18 protein-coding genes are annotated in these 17402 nt (G+C 44.9%); 8 read left to right on the top strand and 10 right to left on the bottom strand.

Features of this window, described 5'->3' with window-relative positions:
• Nucleotides 1-22 precede the first annotated feature (22 nt).
• The 5 genes from hemH to FLM48_RS05960 form a co-directional block, all read right to left on the bottom strand.
• Nucleotides 23-1030 (bottom strand): ferrochelatase, encoded by a 1008-nt coding sequence (hemH, locus tag FLM48_RS05980; protein WP_179024025.1) that lies wholly within the window; start codon nucleotides 1028-1030, stop codon nucleotides 23-25.
• A 29-nt stretch (nucleotides 1031-1059) separates the two neighbouring features.
• Entirely contained in the window at nucleotides 1060-1602 is a 543-nt protein-coding gene (locus FLM48_RS05975) for a glutathione peroxidase (RefSeq protein ID WP_179024024.1), read from the bottom strand.
• Nucleotides 1603-1692: 90 nt separating this feature from the next.
• Nucleotides 1693-2823 carry a hypothetical protein gene (locus FLM48_RS05970; RefSeq protein ID WP_256871063.1) on the bottom strand — a complete coding sequence of 377 codons (1131 nt, stop codon included), beginning with the start codon at nucleotides 2821-2823 and terminating at the stop codon, nucleotides 1693-1695.
• Nucleotides 2824-2922: 99 nt separating this feature from the next.
• Nucleotides 2923-4035 (bottom strand): PilT/PilU family type 4a pilus ATPase, encoded by a 1113-nt coding sequence (locus FLM48_RS05965; RefSeq protein ID WP_028772618.1) that lies wholly within the window; start codon nucleotides 4033-4035, stop codon nucleotides 2923-2925.
• A 13-nt stretch (nucleotides 4036-4048) separates the two neighbouring features.
• Nucleotides 4049-5086, bottom strand: coding sequence for a type IV pilus twitching motility protein PilT (locus FLM48_RS05960; RefSeq protein ID WP_028772617.1), 1038 nt, complete (start codon nucleotides 5084-5086; stop codon nucleotides 4049-4051).
• A 35-nt stretch (nucleotides 5087-5121) separates the two neighbouring features.
• Between FLM48_RS05960 and FLM48_RS05955 the strand changes: the two genes are divergently transcribed.
• The 8 genes from FLM48_RS05955 (at nucleotide 5122) to FLM48_RS05920 (ending at nucleotide 12054) form a co-directional block, all read left to right on the top strand.
• The gene (locus FLM48_RS05955) at nucleotides 5122-5817 is read left to right on the top strand and encodes a YggS family pyridoxal phosphate-dependent enzyme (protein ID WP_179024023.1); all 696 of its coding nucleotides are present in this window, start codon (nucleotides 5122-5124) and stop codon (nucleotides 5815-5817) included.
• Between the two features lie 117 nt (nucleotides 5818-5934).
• Nucleotides 5935-6753: a pyrroline-5-carboxylate reductase gene (gene proC, locus FLM48_RS05950; RefSeq protein ID WP_028772615.1), complete on the top strand. Its 819-nt coding sequence runs from the start codon at nucleotides 5935-5937 to the stop codon at nucleotides 6751-6753.
• Between the two features lie 30 nt (nucleotides 6754-6783).
• On the top strand, nucleotides 6784-7332 hold the full coding sequence (locus FLM48_RS05945) for a YggT family protein (protein ID WP_179024022.1): 549 nt from the start codon (nucleotides 6784-6786) through the stop codon (nucleotides 7330-7332).
• Nucleotides 7332-7625, top strand: coding sequence for a DUF167 family protein YggU (yggU, locus tag FLM48_RS05940; RefSeq protein ID WP_179024021.1), 294 nt, complete (start codon nucleotides 7332-7334; stop codon nucleotides 7623-7625). Before FLM48_RS05945 ends, yggU begins: the two co-directional genes overlap by 1 nt.
• A gap of 95 nt (nucleotides 7626-7720) precedes the next feature.
• A complete protein-coding gene (locus FLM48_RS05935) occupies nucleotides 7721-8155 on the top strand; it encodes a DUF4426 domain-containing protein (protein WP_179024020.1) in 435 nt (144 codons plus the stop codon).
• A 103-nt stretch (nucleotides 8156-8258) separates the two neighbouring features.
• On the top strand, nucleotides 8259-8861 hold the full coding sequence (rdgB, locus tag FLM48_RS05930; protein WP_179024019.1) for an RdgB/HAM1 family non-canonical purine NTP pyrophosphatase: 603 nt from the start codon (nucleotides 8259-8261) through the stop codon (nucleotides 8859-8861).
• Nucleotides 8861-10003: a radical SAM family heme chaperone HemW gene (gene hemW, locus FLM48_RS05925; protein ID WP_179024018.1), complete on the top strand. Its 1143-nt coding sequence runs from the start codon at nucleotides 8861-8863 to the stop codon at nucleotides 10001-10003. Before rdgB ends, hemW begins: the two co-directional genes overlap by 1 nt.
• Nucleotides 10004-10209: 206 nt before the next feature.
• Nucleotides 10210-12054, top strand: coding sequence for a DUF885 family protein (locus tag FLM48_RS05920; RefSeq protein ID WP_179024017.1), 1845 nt, complete (start codon nucleotides 10210-10212; stop codon nucleotides 12052-12054).
• Nucleotides 12055-13001: 947 nt separating this feature from the next.
• Here the strand turns inward: FLM48_RS05920 and FLM48_RS05915 are convergent.
• From FLM48_RS05915 to trmB, 5 genes are all read right to left on the bottom strand, one after another.
• A complete protein-coding gene (locus FLM48_RS05915; protein ID WP_028772608.1) occupies nucleotides 13002-13946 on the bottom strand; it encodes a LysR family transcriptional regulator in 945 nt (314 codons plus the stop codon).
• A gap of 357 nt (nucleotides 13947-14303) precedes the next feature.
• A complete protein-coding gene (locus FLM48_RS05910) occupies nucleotides 14304-15131 on the bottom strand; it encodes a YggN family protein (protein ID WP_179024016.1) in 828 nt (275 codons plus the stop codon).
• Between the two features lie 197 nt (nucleotides 15132-15328).
• On the bottom strand, nucleotides 15329-16243 hold the full coding sequence (glsB, locus tag FLM48_RS05905; RefSeq protein WP_028772606.1) for a glutaminase B: 915 nt from the start codon (nucleotides 16241-16243) through the stop codon (nucleotides 15329-15331).
• Complete coding sequence (locus FLM48_RS05900; protein WP_028772605.1) at nucleotides 16243-16566, bottom strand: YggL family protein; 324 nt, start codon at nucleotides 16564-16566, stop codon at nucleotides 16243-16245. Before FLM48_RS05900 ends, glsB begins: the two co-directional genes overlap by 1 nt.
• A 38-nt stretch (nucleotides 16567-16604) precedes the next feature.
• Nucleotides 16605-17321 (bottom strand): tRNA (guanosine(46)-N7)-methyltransferase TrmB, encoded by a 717-nt coding sequence (gene trmB, locus FLM48_RS05895; protein WP_028772604.1) that lies wholly within the window; start codon nucleotides 17319-17321, stop codon nucleotides 16605-16607.
• Nucleotides 17322-17402 lie beyond the last annotated feature (81 nt).

The raw sequence follows: 17402 nt of genomic DNA, 5'->3' as shown, positions 1-17402 counted from the left end.
GCTTTTTTTTAGCAAAATTGGCTTATAGATGGGGTTTAACCAAATTAGCCATCATCTTAATATGACTGTCGCCGTCATTGAGCGCAGCAATATAGCGATAGTGCTCACCACCAGCTTGCTCAAACACTTCTCGGTTTTCTGATTCAATTTCTTCTAAGGTCTCTAGACAATCGCTGCTAAAGGCTGGGCAGACAATGGCGACATCTTTGACGCCCTTTTCAGGTAGCCCCTCCAGCGTAGCATCGGTATAAGGACCCAGCCACTTAGCTTTACCAAATCGAGACTGAAAAGTAGTGATGTACTCATCTTCGCTCAAGCCAAGCTTCTCTACCACAAGACGGGTGGTGACTTTGCAGTAGCAGTAATAAGGATCGCCAAGGTGAAGATTACGCTCAGGCATGCCATGATATGACAACACCAGCTTTTGCGGCTTACCATGCTTGTCAAAATCAGCTTGGATTGACGCTGCTAAGGCATCAATGTAATCGCTGTTGTCATGATATGTATTGATAAAGTGCAAAGAGGGTAAGAAGCGCCACTTAGTTAACACCTTGCTAATGGCATCAAAAGCAGAGCCGGTGGTGGGCGCCGCATACTGAGGATAAAGTGGCAGCGCGACAATTTTATCCACGCCTTGTTGATGGAGACGATTTAACACTTCATCGACCGACGGATTGCCATAACGCATACAAAAGTCGACCAAAACAGTGTCGCTGCCTATTTGCTCGCGCAGTTTATTGGTTTGTGCCTGAGTGATACTCATTAAAGGTGACCCATCTTGCTGCCAAATTTCTTTGTATAGTGCAGCAGATTTGGCGGGCCTTACCCGTAATATAATGCCGTGTAGAATTAGCATCCACAGCAGTTTGGGGATCTCAACCACTCGCGGATCGGATAAAAACTCTGCTAGGTAAGTTCTAACCGATGCAGCAGTTGGCGCATCAGGCGTGCCTAAGTTCATTAATAACACAGCCACTTTGGCTCTTTTTTGGTGGCCTTGCTCTTTGGTCATTCCAACAAACTTGTTCAACTTATCTCCTTAATACGCACCATACGACGTTATAGTTGCTGCTCTATCGCCTCAACAAGGGCATCTGAATCAGGTTTAACACTCGAATTAAATTTTTGCACTACTTTACCATCAGCACTGACTAAGTACTTATTAAAATTCCAATTTGGCTCGCTGGTTTGTGCAGAAAGGTGGTTAAAAACGCTTTGTGCGCCCTGACCTTTAACTTTTCCTGGCGCTAGCATGGTAAAAGTGACGCCATAGTTGATGTAACATACATCGGCGGTTTTAACCTCTTCAGCTTCTTCTTGATTGAAATCATTAGATGGGAAGCCCAGTACCACCAGCCCTTGGTCTTTATAGGTTTTATGTAATGACTCTAGCCCTTTAAACTGCGATGTGTAGCCACAGTTGCTGGCGGTATTGACGATTAACACCGGCTTACCCTCAGTCAATTTACACAAATCGACCTGCTTCTCTGAGTGCAGTTTTCTAGCAGTAACATCTAAAAAGGCGGGACACTGCCCTTGGGCGGATACGCTCGGCACAGCCATCAAGGCCAATAAGCTTGAAATAATAATGCGGTTTTTCATAACGACTCCTTAATTAGTTAAGTGTCGATACGTGTAACCGCACTATTTGGATCATAACAAAGCGCATTTCTAATCAATGGCGTACGGTATTTAGAAATAAAAACCAATATTGACGTTCAGGCGAGAACTCCAGCGCTGCTCACCTTCATCAATACCGATACCGGGTCCATTAATAAACCACATATTGTTACCAGCAATCCAATCCACGTATGAATAAAATTTGCCAGCGGTAATCGCACAACCCGTGACGTTTTGAATCGAGTCTGCTTGACCTTGACCTGACACAAAGATTTGGCTGTAGTCGTTATAACAATTGAGGTGAGTGATTGGGCCCCAATCAACGTCAAAGCCTTTAGCAATGTTTGCCGTTACCACATCAGCTTCATTTGCTATCTCAAAGGGGAAAGCAAATGCAGATAATGCTATGCGCTTATCTGCCGGCGTATCATAGTGGTAGCGCATGTACTGCAATTGTGTTTGCCATTGCTGCCAATCCATTTGCCAATGCACTGCTCCAGCATAACCTTCAATATCCTCACCGGGATCTGCACCTACCGTGTTTGGCTGATATTCCAGTTGCTGCCATTGTAACGACCCACCAATTTTATGGGTGGCATCACCAGATTTAATAATATTTTCACCGCGTAAATTAACCTGACCCGCTTCTTCATAAGGCGCTTCGGCGGTGGTTGCCACATCAAACGAGTAACGGTCAAACTCAGTGCCGTCAGCATATTCATCGCTGATAAAGTAAGCCACATCCCAACGCCAATCGCCGCGATCATGTATCCAGTGGAAACCGGTATCATAATCATCTTCAAAACCAAGGTAATAATTAGCGCTAAACCAGAAAGAGTGCGAATTATAAGGCAGCAAACCAAAAGGGACTTGAGTCACCCCTAACTGAATTTTATTCTGCTTATCAATGTTGTAGCCAATATACGCATGGTGGATAACATCAATATCTTTGTACCAGCGATACTGGGCAGAACCATAGAGGATATCTGACTGGTAGTTGACATCGACTCGAAATAACTCAAATTCAATTGAATCGTCGTTATCATAATCTTTCCAACCATAGTTAACTCGAAGTGCGCCACCCACATCCCATTCATCATTGATCGGAATGGCATTGGCTTGGGTTGCAGAGCACGCCATGCCCAATAGGCATAACCGCCAAAAGTGATGCAGTTTTGGAGTAGGTTTGGTGCGTGTTTTCATGATCACTCATCCTTGTGAGGGAATTTTTATCCGTCACTTTGCATACAAAAAAAGTAAAGCAGGCGACTGCCTGCTTAACTTCATACGACTATATTGCAACTAGTCGAGGTCTAGGGTTACCCCTTCCATAAAACCTGAACTCGGTGAGTCTGAATTTTGCAGCTTAATCATCAGACGCAAGTCATTAGGCGAGTCAGCGTGATGCAGTGCATCTGCGTAGGAGATTTCACCTTCGCTATATAACTGTAGTAAAGCTTGGTCAAATGTCTGCATTCCTTGCTCATTTGATTTAGCCATGGTTTCTTTCAGCACGTGCAGCTCATTTTTGGCAATTAAGCTGGCAACCCTCGGGGTGTTAATCAGCACTTCAATGGCTGCACGCCTGCCGCTGCCATCACTCTTGGGAATGAGCTGCTGAGCAACAATGCCGCGCAAGTTCAAAGATAAATCAAATAACAATTGCTGATGCTTATTCTCTGGCACTAAATGCATGATGCGGTCCAGCGCTTGGTTGGCGTTGTTGGCGTGTAAGGTTGCCATACATAAATGCCCGGTTTCAGCAAACGATAACGCAAACTCCATGGTTTCTTGGGTACGGATCTCACCAATCAAAATCACATCGGGCGCTTGGCGCAAAGAGCTCTTAAGCGCGGCATCAAATGAGTCAGTATCGATGCCGACCTCACGCTGAGTAATAATACTTTTGCGATGGTCGTGGACAAATTCAACCGGATCCTCAATGGTTAAGATGTGCCCTCGGGCATTAGAGTTGCGGTAACCAACCAGTGCAGCCAGCGAGGTTGACTTACCCGTACCGGTACCACCAACCATAATAATCAGACCACGCTTACTCATCACCAAGTCTTTCAAAATAGGCGGTAGTTTGAGGTCGTCTACCAAAGGAATTTGGGTTTCGATACGACGCATCACACACCCTGGCGACTCTCGTTGCCAAAATGCACTAACACGAAAACGCCCTAAATCTTTCGCAGCAAAAGCGAAGTTACATTCACGGCTTTCATGAAACTCCTGTTTTTGCACGTCTGTCATTAGCGACTCAACAAACGCTAGCGATTGCTCAGGTGAAAATGGGTTTTCCGCTAACGGTCTTAGTTCACCATCAATTTTTGCACTAGGTGGAAAGCCCGCAGTAATGAATAAGTCAGACGCTTTGCGCTCAATCATTACCTTTAAAAATGGGAGGACATCCATATTATCTTCCTACTTAAAATGTCGTTTGCTTATTCGCGCTTTTCTGCATGGCATCTTCGCGGGTGATTTGGCCACGATTGACTAGATTTTGCAGACATTGATCCAGTGTTTGCATGCCATGAGCCATACCGGTCTGAATCGCCGAATACATCTGCGCAACTTTATCTTCACGGATTAGATTTCGAATCGCGGGGGTACCCATCATAATTTCATGAGCCGCCACTCGACCACCGCCGACTTTCTTAATCAGGGTTTGCGAAATCACCGCCTGCAATGACTCAGAGAGCATGGTCCGCACCATGCCTTTTTCACCTTCAGGGAAAACATCCACCACACGGTCAATGGTTTTTGCCGCTGAGGTGGTATGCAAGGTGCCGAATACTAAATGACCGGTCTCCGCTGCGGTCATCGCCAAACGAATGGTTTCAAGGTCACGCATCTCACCCACTAGAATAACATCGGGATCTTCACGTAATGCGCTTCTTAGTGCGGCATTGAAGCTATGGGTATGCTTATGAACCTCACGTTGGTTAATCAAACATTGCTTGTTTTGGTGTACAAATTCTATCGGGTCTTCAATAGTCAGAATGTGGTCATGGCGATTTTCATTCACGTAATCAATCATCGCCGCCAAAGTGGTACTTTTACCAGAACCAGTAGGCCCGGTAACCAGTACTAAACCACGCGGGTAACTAGAGATTTTCTTAAAAATTTCCGGAGCACCTAATTGCTCTAAGCTAAGAATATCACTGGGAATGGTACGAAAAACGGCTGCAGCGCCGCGAGACTGATTATAAGCATTGACACGAAATCGTGCTAAATTAGGCACTTCAAAAGAAAAATCTATCTCTAAATGTTCTTCATAATCTTTACGCTGCTTATCATTCATAATGTCATAGACTAAGCTATGTACGCCTTGATGATCTAAAGCAGGCAGATTAATCTTTCTGACTTCACCATCAACACGTATCATTGGCGAAACGCCAGCACTAAGGTGTAGATCTGAAGCGTTGTGTTTTACACTAAAGGCAAGTAACTCTGTGATTTCCATAGTTCGGGACATCCATTCAACCAAAAACTTACATCATGACAACAATAGCAGACAGACTGGCTAACGCCCACCTAAGAATTACCCAAGCGGCGCAAAAAGCAGCGCGAGATCCAAGCGATATTCATTTACTGGCAGTCAGCAAAACCAAGCCGATTTCGCAAATCCAAGCCGCTTATGCCGCTGGGCAGCGCCAATTTGGTGAAAATTACGTACAAGAAGGCGAACAAAAGGTTAAGCAGTTAGCCACACAATGCCCTGAAATCATTTGGCATTTCATTGGCCCATTGCAGTCAAATAAAAGTAAAATTGTCGCCGAAAATTTTGACTGGATGCATACGCTATCACGGGATAAAATCGCCAAGCGCTTGAACGAACAGCGCCCAGCGGGAAAAGCACCGCTAAATGTCTGTATTCAAATTAATATTAGTAACGAAAGCAGCAAATCTGGCTGCAGTGTCGAACAAGCACTGCAACTGGCCAGTGACATCAAAGAGCTGCCTAACCTGTGTCTGCGCGGCATTATGGCGATTCCCAGTGCCGAATGCTCACCCGAGCAGCAACAACATGAGCTCAGCGCCATGCAAACCCTGTATCAAACATTGCAGCAGCAACATTCCAGTATTGATACGCTTTCAATGGGGATGAGTAACGATTTAGAAGCGGCGGTCACCCACGGCTCTACCATGGTACGCATTGGCACAGCGATATTTGGCGCACGAGACTATTCCTAATGTGCCGCCCAGCGGCTAAATGAGTTAAACTCGACAACAATTTAGTAAGATGACTGGTAATTAGCGCCCGGTAGGAATGCTTGTTACCCCTCATAGGCAGGAGCTTAGAGAGCAATAATGATACAGAAAAAGATATGCTTTATCGGCGCAGGTAACATGACCAGCAGCATAACGAGTGGATTGGTCAAAAGTGGCTATAACCCACAACTCATCCATGCAACGAACCCAAGCCAAGCCAAGCTGGATAAATTGTCTCAACAACTGGGCATTAAAACCTCTAATGATAACCTACCAGCCGCAGCAGAAGCTGATGTGGTTGTGTTATGTGTTAAACCGCACCTAATGGAAAGCGTTTGTCAGCAGTTAAGTCAGCTCGATATGACTGACAAATTGGTGATTACCATTGCTGCAGGGGTCACTGCCAATCGTTATCAAGATTACTTTAACCAGCCAATTAAGTTAGTGCGCACCATGCCAAATACCCCCACGCAAATAGGCGTCGGCATGACCGGGCTTTTCGCTGATGACAAGGTCTCTCAAAGCGACAAAGATTATGTAGAACAGCTTATGGCTAGTGGCGGTGAAGTCGTTTGGGTGAATCAAGAAGATGAGCTCAATCAAGTTATAGCATTAGCGGGTAGCTCTCCTGCCTATTTTTTCCTTATGATGGAAGCGATGATTGACAGCGCCAAGCAAGATGGCGTTGATGAACAAGCTGCAAGAGCACTTGTACAACAGGCCGCAATGGGAGCGGCTGCAATGGTTAAACAAAACCCACAACTCAGTGCAGCCCAGCTGCGAGAGAATGTGACATCAAAAGGCGGTACAACAGCACAGGCTGTTGCAGCGTTTGAACAAGCCGATTTGCGTGGTATTGTGCGTAATGCAATGCATGACTGTATTGCCAGAGCAGAAGAGATGGCCAAGCAATATTAATTGATCCCTGACCAATAATAGAGACCAACAATGAACGCATTTAGTTTTTTAGTCAGCACCCTATTTGATCTATACCTAATGGTGGTAATTTTACGCATTTGGTTACAACTGGCGCGCGCTGATTTTTACAACCCGTTTAGCCAATTTATCGTTAAAGCAACCCACCCTATTGTCGCACCGATGCGCCGAATACTGCCATCGCTGGGCAACTTAGATACCGCTTCAGTCGTACTAGCGCTATTAGTGGTCGTGGCTAAGTTTGTGATCTTAAGCTTAATGGCTGGCGCCAACATCGACATTGTCACCATATTGATCATCTCTATCGTGTCAGTAATAAAAGAGGCTGGGGTGTTACTTTTCTGGATGTTAATCATCCGCGCTATTTTAAGTTGGGTCAGCCAAGGGCATAACCCAATTGAAATGGTTATGGGTCAACTAACAGAGCCACTGTTATCACCCATTCGCCGACTATTACCGCCAATGGGTGGTTTAGATTTATCGCTACTCGTTATGATGATAATCCTTAATTTCCTCAACATATTGCTCAGTCAGTATGTGCCGTTTTGGGCTAACGTATAGTGGCAGCATTAATTGAGCAGCAAGGTGACTTGCTGCTCAAGCTATATATTCAGCCTAAAGCCAGTCGTGACCAGTGGGTGGGATTGCATGGGGACGAGATAAAAGTAGCCATCACTGCGCCCCCCATAGATGGCAAGGCTAATGCCCACCTCACTAAGTGGCTGTCTAAAGCCTTTAAGGTGCCTAAATCAGCTATCACGATTACCAAAGGCTCACTTGGGCGCCATAAACAAGTGGAAGTGATTGCCCCCAAGCAAATACCAACCGTGATTGCGCAATGGCTGCACCCATAAATCAATTGAATAAAACGTAACAAAATACAGCAAAACAAGATCGAATCCGCGCTATCCCCTATACTTGATAAAAGCGCCAACCGAGGAGTATCACTATGGTACGTTTACTGATCGCAACCCTTTTACTGGTTATTACCTATAGCCCCAATGCGCTAGCAGAACAAAAAAAAGTCGTCGGCAACTTTGACATCCACTACGTGGCATTAGGCAGTACCTTTCTAACCCCCTCCATTGCCAAAACCTATGGCATTAAACGCAGCAGTTATACCGGTATTATCAATATCTCGGTGCTGCAAAATAATCTACAAGGTCATCCTGCGGTACCGGTAGAGATATCAGGAATAGCCAATAACCTGCTTGATGCACGAATAAACCTGAACTTTAGAGAGATACGTGAAGGCAATGCCATCTACTATATTGCTGAAGTACCTTATCGTGACGATCAAGAAATCAACTTTCAAATTGCCATTAAGCATGACAACGAGCTCAATACCCAGCTCAAATTCAAACAGAAATTTTATGTAGAGTGATCCATCAAGGCAGCTAAGCTGCCTTGATTGTTTTCTTCACTACCGTTTTCAGCCATCCTTGGGTATCATGGCGCGCTAAAATGTGGCCCGAAAGGTGATGATTGTGAAAAAAATAGTGTTAGCTAGCGGTAACAAAGGCAAGTTAAAAGAGTTTTCAGAAATATTGGCTGAGTTTGGCATTGAAGTCATGCCACAGAGCCAGTTCAACGTATCTGAAGTTGCCGAAACCGGTACCACTTTTGTTGAAAATGCTATTATCAAAGCGCGTCACGCCGCTGAAGTCACCGGCATGCCTGCCATTGCAGACGATTCAGGACTTGAAGTTGACCTGCTCAATGGTGCACCAGGCATCTATTCAGCTCGCTATGGTGGTGAAAACGCCAAAGACAGCGACAACTATATGAAACTACTCGATGCCATTGCCGACGAAAAACAGAACCGTAGCGCCCGCTTCCAGTGTGTGCTGGTCTATATGCGCCATAGCGCTGATCCAACGCCCATCATTTGCCAAGCCTCGTGGGAAGGTGAAATAGGCTTTAAGGTTGCCGGCGATAATGGCCATGGTTATGACCCAATTTTTATTCCTCAAGGCCACAGTTGTACCGCTGCCGAATTAACTAGCGATGAAAAAAATGCGCTCAGTCATCGTGGTAAAGCCATGCAGCTTTTACTCACCCAGATGCAAGCTAAAGGCGTGCTCGGCTAATGTTAACACTGCCACCACTTAGTCTGTATATCCATATTCCTTGGTGTGTACAAAAATGCCCTTATTGCGACTTCAACTCCCATGGTCAACACGGTGAGTTACCGCAACAGGAATATGTCGACGCGCTGCTTGAAGACTTAGACCAAGACTTAGCCTACGTTCAAGGCCGTCAATTGCACTCAATCTTCATAGGTGGTGGTACGCCTTCGCTATTTGATGCTCAACAAATCAAACGCTTACTCGATGGCGTACAGGCACGAATTGTCTTTGAAGACAGTATCGAAATTACCATGGAAGCGAACCCTGGCACCTTAGAGCATGATGACCTTGCCGCTTATCAGCGTGCTGGCGTCAACAGGTTATCAATTGGCGTACAGAGTTTTGCCACAGATAAGCTTAACTTGCTCGGTCGGATCCATGATGAAGGCGAAGCCCAAGCTGCCGCTAAACAGGCGCATAAAGCGGGATTTAACAGCTTTAATTTAGATTTGATGCATGGTTTGCCCAATCAAAGCTACGAGCAAGCCATGGCTGACATCGCGCAAGCAGCAGAGCTAAACCCACCGCACCTGTCTTGGTATCAGCTCACCATTGAGCCTAATACGCTGTTTCACTCTAAACCACCGCAGCTGCCTGACGATGAAGCATTGTGGCACATTTACGAGCAGGGTCAGAAGAAGTTGGCAGAGCTTGGGTATCAACAATATGAGATATCCGCCTATGCAAAACCTGGCTACCAATGTCGTCATAACATCAACTATTGGCAATTTGGAGACTACATCGGCATCGGCTGTGGTGCCCACGGCAAAATTACCGACTTGAGCCAACAACAACTATTTAGAACGGTCAAAGTTAAACACCCTAAGGGCTACTTGTCTGAGCAAGATTATCTATTTGATAAGAGTGAAATAGCACTTAACGATCGTGCACTAGAGTACTTAATGAATCGCTTTCGATTAATGGCCGCGATCCCTAAAGTAGAGTTTGAGCAACGTACCGGCTTAGCGGCGGCATCAATAATAAAACCCATGCAGCAAGCACAAGCTAAAGGCTTAGTGACTGTGAGCAGTGAACATTGGCAATTAACCGCAAAAGGTAGCATGTTCGTCAATGAACTACTGGGGCTATTTTTTGACGAATAGGCCTGAGCTAGACCGAAACCACATTGTACAATTAGCGACTGACATCGCGAGTAGCCGCTAGGATAAAGCCCGTTAGCCTCGCGGTAGTCGCTATATACAGATTCGTCAACTTTCTGCGCAATAATACACATCTGCTAACAATTATATTAGAAAATCGTCGCCAACCTTTATTAGGATAACAAGCAATAATAATAGGAAGACGACACATGCAAATAAAAACAACAACGACCCTAATCGCACTAACCCTGAGTGCTTTACTTGCTTCACCGGTTACCTTAGCCGCTAATGGTGCTGGCCTATCAAGCCCCAACCAACCAGTCGCGCAATCACTTAATAGTGAATCAGAAAAAGCCAACGCGCTGTTTGAACGCATTTTTATGGACAATGTGATGGCTAGCCCCACCACCCAAACCCAACTTGGTATCAAAACAGATTATGACAAGTGGGATGAGCGCGGTGAGCAAGCGGATGAACGTAAACTAACCCGCAGCCAAAAGCACCTCGCTGAGCTCAATAGCATTAACATTGACAAGCTAGATCAACAAACTCGTCTCAGTTACGATTTACTTAAAGCGCGCTTAACTCAAGCAATAGATCAGCATCAATGGCGTCATTATAGTTACCCTGTCAATCAAATGTATGGCGGTCACTCTTTCATTGCCTCGTTTCTAATCAATCAACATCAAATTAGCAATGAAGCTGATGCACAAGCCTATATCGCTCGCCTGCAAGCGGTACCGAGCAATCTACATCAACTCACGCAATCACTCGAAGTCCGGGCTGAAAAAGGCATTATTGCACCTAAGTTTGTATTCCCTTATGTGTTATCAGACAGCAAGAACATCATAACTGGCGCACCTTTTGACAATGGCGAAGATAGTGCGATTTGGGCGGACTTCAAGCGCAAAGTTGCCCTACTCGATATAAGCCAATCACAGCAAGAAGCGCTACTAAAACAAGCCAAATCAGCGCTCATCAAACAGGTTAAACCCGCTTACACTAGCCTAATTAGCTATGTGACAGACCTAGAGAAGCGCGCCGATACTCGAGACGGTGTATGGCGTTTTGATAATGGCGAGCAGTTTTACAATATGGCGTTAGCGCGCACGACTACGACAGATATGAGCGCAGATGAAATCCATCAACTTGGCTTAAGTGAGGTTGATCGTATTCATGACGAAATGCGCGCCATCATGAAGCAAGTTAACTTCGAGGGGAGCTTAGCTGAGTTTTTCACTTTCATGCGCGAAGATAAACAGTTTTACTATCCAGCAACCGATGAGGGCCGCCAAGCCTATTTGACCGAAGCCACAGCGCTTATCGACAATATGACTTCGCGACTCGATGAAGTATTTAATATTAAGCCAAAGGCGCCAATGGTTGTAAAACGGGTTGAAGCTTTTAGAGAGAAATCTGCTGGTAAGGCATTTTACAATCAACCAACCCCAGACGGATCTCGCCCAGGCACTTATTACGCCAACCTGTACGACATGGAAGCCATGCCTAAATACCAAATGGAAGCATTGGCTTATCACGAAGGTACACCCGGCCATCACATGCAAATAGCCATCGCTCAAGAGCTACAAGGCGTGCCGAAATTTAGACGTTTTGGTGGCTACCAAGCCTATGTTGAAGGATGGGGTTTATACAGTGAGTACTTCCCTAAAGAGATGGGGCTGTATGCAGACCCCTACTCTGACTTTGGCCGCTTAGCCATGGAGCTCTGGCGCTCTTGTCGCCTAGTAGTCGATACCGGCATTCACGCCAAAAAGTGGACCAGAGAGCAAGGCATCGAATACTACGTACAGAACACGCCCAATGCAAAATCAGATGCGGTAAAAATGGTCGAAAGACATATTGTGATGCCTGGCCAAGCTACCGCCTATAAGGTTGGTATGATCAAAATATTGGCACTAAGAGAAAAAGCGCAGCAAGCATTAGGCGACAAATTTGATATACGTGATTTCCACACAATCGTACTCAAAAATGGCCCTGTACCTTTAGATGTACTAGAAAGTGAAATTGACCTTTGGATAAAGAAAAGTAGCTAACTAGTCAGTATTGACCATTAAGCCTCGTCAGCAAATTGTTGCTTACGGGGCTTTTTTATTGCTTGCTATCAATTCAATCAAAGGAAATTGACCGAAGATTCCCATGGGTCTGTGACAAATTGGCTATGGCAAATATTAATTATACCAATCAGTATAAACATTTAGTCACTCAGCGAGAGTTTAGCGGTTCTGAGGTAAGGCAACGAGTGAAGAGCATAGTTATTCTACGGTTAAGCTCGTTAACACAGCATCAGAATCGCTAAAACTCGCCATTCTGGCGCGTTTTGGCTGCCTACTTCTGCGTTGAATAATTTCACAAGGGAACAACCATGGTTTCAATCATTCGCCTTGAATTAGTTTGCCCAAAGCGCGCTGAGTAGATCAAATTCTTATACTGATTGGTATTATACCAATCAGTATAAGATTCACAGACAAACTTGTTGGAGGTGCGTTTGCACAAAGCGCCGTTAGATAAAGGATGAGATTAGCGAAGTTGACCCTAAAAAGAAAAATACCCCGGTAAAAGCCGGGGTAAACCAAAAACTAGGATGATGGTTTAAAGCCGACATTGTTTTAGTTCTTAAACCGCTGTCAGCATTGAATTAAAGCCGCGTTGCCGCTGTCTGCGAAAAAAAGCCAAGAGGGGTCATTCTTTAGCTTTCTTAAGGGTCTCAGACACCCTAATTCAATTTCCACCATTGTATTATTTACAGAACAAATGACAATAAAAACTCACACTCACCATTAGTAATAACTAAACAAAACGGCACAATACAAGTAGCAATAACAACACATAATCATTTGTTTTAATTAATAAAAAAGGCGATCGCCTGCAAGGTGTCGCCTTTTTGTTCTAGATATGAAACAATGTTTCCAGAATAACTAAAATTATAATGTTCAAAAAGCCAACAATACTAGCTCATCTACTATTTTACATCGTCCCTAATTTAAGACTTACGCTTCGCATAAAGTTCAGCATAAGGCGCATCCCAATATGGAGGCGTACCAATATGCTCTTTAATAAAGTCAATAAAAGCACTGACTTTGGGCGCAAGGTGTTTACGACGAGGATAGACAGCCTGTAGCGGCAAATGGTTAGTCAATTGCCACTCAGGTAAAATAGGCACTAGCGTGCCCTTAGCAATCTCATCTTCAAGCAAGTAACTGGCTAAATAAACAACCCCTAAACCACTTACTGCTGCAGATTTCAATGCTGGCGCATTATCCACTCTAAAGTTACCAGAAACGCCAATTTCACAGTAATCTTCACCGCGCTTAAACTGCCACACACTGTGTTCGTGCCATTCGCCGTGATACACCAAACAATTATGATCAACAAGCTGCTCTGGACGCTCTGGCTGACCATGTTTGGCAATATATTCAGGTGAAGCTGTAAGAAGGAACTGACATTTCATCAGTGGGCGAGCCACCATGCCTAAAGGCAATTGCTCAGACATCGTCAACAACAGATCTAAGCCTTCGCTCACGACATCGACTTTATGATCTAGCAAGCTAACTTGTAGCTCTAACTCTGGATGCTTAGCCATAAACTCTGGCAGTGCGGGGATAATATGCATAGTACCGAATGATTGAGAAATCCCTACCTTCAATACACCGCGAGTGGCATCATTAAGATTATGGACACTGGCCACCGCTTGATCCGCATCTCTTAATAGCTCTTCGCCTTGGGTATAAAGCAGTTGACCCGCTTCTGTCAGACTCAAACTGCGCGTGGTTCTTTGTATTAGCTGCACACCTAATTTGTGCTCCAAGTCAGCAACTTGAGTACTTACCTTAGATTTAGATATGCCCAATTTGCGTGCAGCAGAGCTAAAGCTTCCTGCCCTAGCAACATGGGTAAAAATAGCAATAGGTTCCAAAAGTTCTAACATGTAAATCGCCTTCAGGTATTTGCGACACCAATATTATTCTTTAATAATCAAATAGGTAAGGATGTTAAACGGCTAATCCACACTGCATTGAATAATCGAGAATATGCGTAAGTAGGGTCAATTTCGCAATCAGTATTTGGTCAAAAATCTGATCGATATTGTTATTATTTTTTTAAGTATACCAAAGATTTGCCCATTATTTCTAATATGTATTTTTAAACAAAGATAATGCAAAAGTATAAGAGAAAATCCCCACAACACAATTGCATAAAAAAGCCCCAAATGAATTATCATTTGAGGCCGTTGCAATTGCGGTTGGGCGCAACAAGGAGAAAGGTAGCTTAACGAATAGTCTCGCTATTCACGCAAAGGTTGGTTGCTGGTATCAATCAACGCGTAATTCTTTAAACTGGGTACTTGAGCACGTAATTTGTTTTCTGTGACCAGTAACTGCTCAAAGTTGTCGCAAACGCGCTCTGCACGTACTTCAAGATCTTGGGCTTGTTGCTCCATTTCACGCTCTATATCTTGGCCCATACGCTCCATTCTTTGGCCAAAAGAGTTCATTTTCTCTTCGAAAGTGTCACCGTCACCGGCCATCATTTCACTGCCTAAGGTCATCATCATGCTGCCAATAGAGCTTTGCACTAACTGATCAAGCTCTTTTTCAAAGTCTTCACCAAAAGTTTGCTCCAATGATGACTCGGTGGCGCCAATATAAAACTTGTCGCCATTTTGGTAGGCCACAGACTCAATGCGCTCACTAAGCCCATCCATCATGGTGTCAATCTTGGCGCCGCTGGCATCACCCAATAGCGGCGTTAGCGCCATACTTACGGCTGATGTAGCAATTTCTACCGCATCATTCACAAGCTCGATAACTTCTGGCACTTGCTTAGAGACTTGCTCGCTATAGTCATTAACCAGTGCTTGTTGACTGCTGTTCAACGCGATCTCTTTGCCTTCAACGAACAGTTTGCCAAACTCTACACGATAGACTTCTTTGCCACCGTCACTTACTGTCAGCTTTTTAGGCTCAACTGCAACATCATAATTAAGCGCAACATCACACTGCTTATTGTCACCAAAGCTAATATGGTTACCTTCACCATCATGCGCCCATGCTGACGCAGTTGTAGCCAGTACCATTGCGGTTATCCCTACTGAAGCGGCCAATTTCTTCATCACTTTATCCTTTTGCTCATTTAATCTAATTGCTGATAAGACCTAAAGTCTTTAGCTGTCTATTGATAATAGTTATAGCAGTTGCCATGCCAACTTTTTAAATTACTGTAATTAAAGGAGTTATTAATAATAGGACGGAGTATGGAAGGAAAATAGCAGTCATTGCCACTAAAAATTAGTGACATTGACCAACAGAATTAGAAAATCGAACGACCGAGTGCTTGGCAAAGCGATTCTAGCGCGGCAGTTCCCGCCAGTGAGTTACCATTTTTGTCTAACTCAGGCGACCACACACACACTGCCATGTCACCGGGTATGACAGCTATAATACCGCCACCTACACCACTTTTTCCCGGCATACCAACACGATAGGCAAACTCGCCTGCGCCATCATAAAGCCCTGATGTGGCCAACAATGCGTTAAGTTGGCGAGTTTGTACTGGTGAAACCAACCGGTCGCCACGAATACTGGTGCCCGCATTCGCTAAATACAACATTGCCCGAGATAAATCAGCACAACTCATGCGCATCGCGCAATAATGAAAGTAACTTTTAAGCACGGTATCAACATCGTTGTTGAAGTTGCCAAAAGATTTCATCAAATAGGCAATCGCGGCGTTACGGGCACTGTGTTCATACTCAGAAGCAGCGACCGCCTTGTCATAGCAAATATGTGAGTTATTGCTTAGCTTACGGACGACTTCTAGCATACGTTGCTTAGGTGCGCCTAAGCGACCTTGGAGCATATCGGCAATCACTAACGCGCCGGCATTAATAAAAGGATTTCGAGGTAAGCCTCGCTCTAACTCCACTTGAACCAGCGAGTTGAACGATTGACCAGAAGGCTCTTTACCCACACGAGACCATATCTCTTGCTCTTCATAAAGCGTTAGCGCAAGCGTGAGGCTAAACACTTTGGAGATACTTTGAATGGAGAATGGTTCTAAATAGTCACCGGCACCAATGGTGGTGCCATCGAGCGTGGTGATAGCGATCCCAAGCTTATTGGCATCCACGTTTGCCAGCGCTGGAATGTAATCGGCAACCTTACCTTTGCCTAGCAGGGGTCGCACTTGCTCGAGCACTTGCTCGAGCATTTGCTCATCTGGCATTAACTCCACCAAATATCATAAAGGTCGCTAACTTCAACATCTTTAACGTCTTGGCCATCCCAGAATGCTTTTACCGCTTGACGATCTTCCTCAGTGCACTTACCAATAGTCTGGGTTGCGATAATGCCTTCCCACTCTTTATGACCACCACCATGGAAACCGAGGTTTCTCGGCTCAATCACAGTATCGATAAACGCATCAACCGCGGTATCAATTTGCGCTTCGCTTACTGACTCATTGAAAGTCCAGTTAACATCAAAGCCAAATTCTTGAAACTCATCTATACGCAACTTTTTGCGCAAACGACGACTACGTGTTGCCATAATTTTATTTCCCTAGTGAGGTAGATAGTTGAGACAGATTATTGGTCTCTTTCAAACATTAAATCCCAAACGCCATGACCTAAGCGATGGCCGCGAGCTTCAAACTTAGTCAGCGGTCGGTGATCCGGGCGTGGAACCACATCTCCAGTTGTAGATTGATTCTTATAGCCCGGTGCAGCTGTCATCACCTCTAACATGTGCTCGGAGTAGTTTTCCCAATCGGTGGCGAGGTGGAAAACGCCACCAATTTTAAGCGCACTACGAATCGTTTCAACAAACTCAGGCTGAACAATACGACGCTTATGATGACGCTTTTTGTGCCAAGGATCAGGGAAGAATAGTTGTACACGCGCTAATGACGCCGGCACGATACTGTTTTCTAGCACTTCTACAGCATCATGGTGGAAAACACGTAAATTGGTTACGCCCGCTTCTGCTGCATCCGCTAAGCATGCGCCAACACCGGGTTTATGAACTTCAATACCGATAAAGTTAAGTTCTGGTGCCGCTTTCGCCATCGCGACTAACGAGGCCCCCATGCCGAAGCCGATTTCAAGTACGGTGTCCGCTTCGCGGCCAAACACCTTAACTAAGTCCAATGGCTCAGGCGAATAGTCTAAGCCCATAGTTGGCCACTGCTGTTCAAATGCAAGCGCTTGACCTTTAGTCAAACGCCCTTCGCGTAAAACAAAGCTTCTCACTTTGCGAAGGTACTTACCCTCTTCATTAAATTCAGCAGTGGTTACTTCGCTCATGTGCTTTGTGCCTCTATCTCACTTGGACCATACCGTAGGTTATTGCATCTGCTGCTTTCACCAAGCGACGACACACAACCC

The sequence above is a fragment of the Shewanella sp. Scap07 genome, assembly GCF_013394145.1.
In the GTDB taxonomy this organism is placed as follows: Bacteria; Pseudomonadota; Gammaproteobacteria; order Enterobacterales; family Shewanellaceae; genus Shewanella; species Shewanella waksmanii.
This window is presented reverse-complemented; position numbering and strand designations above follow the sequence as displayed.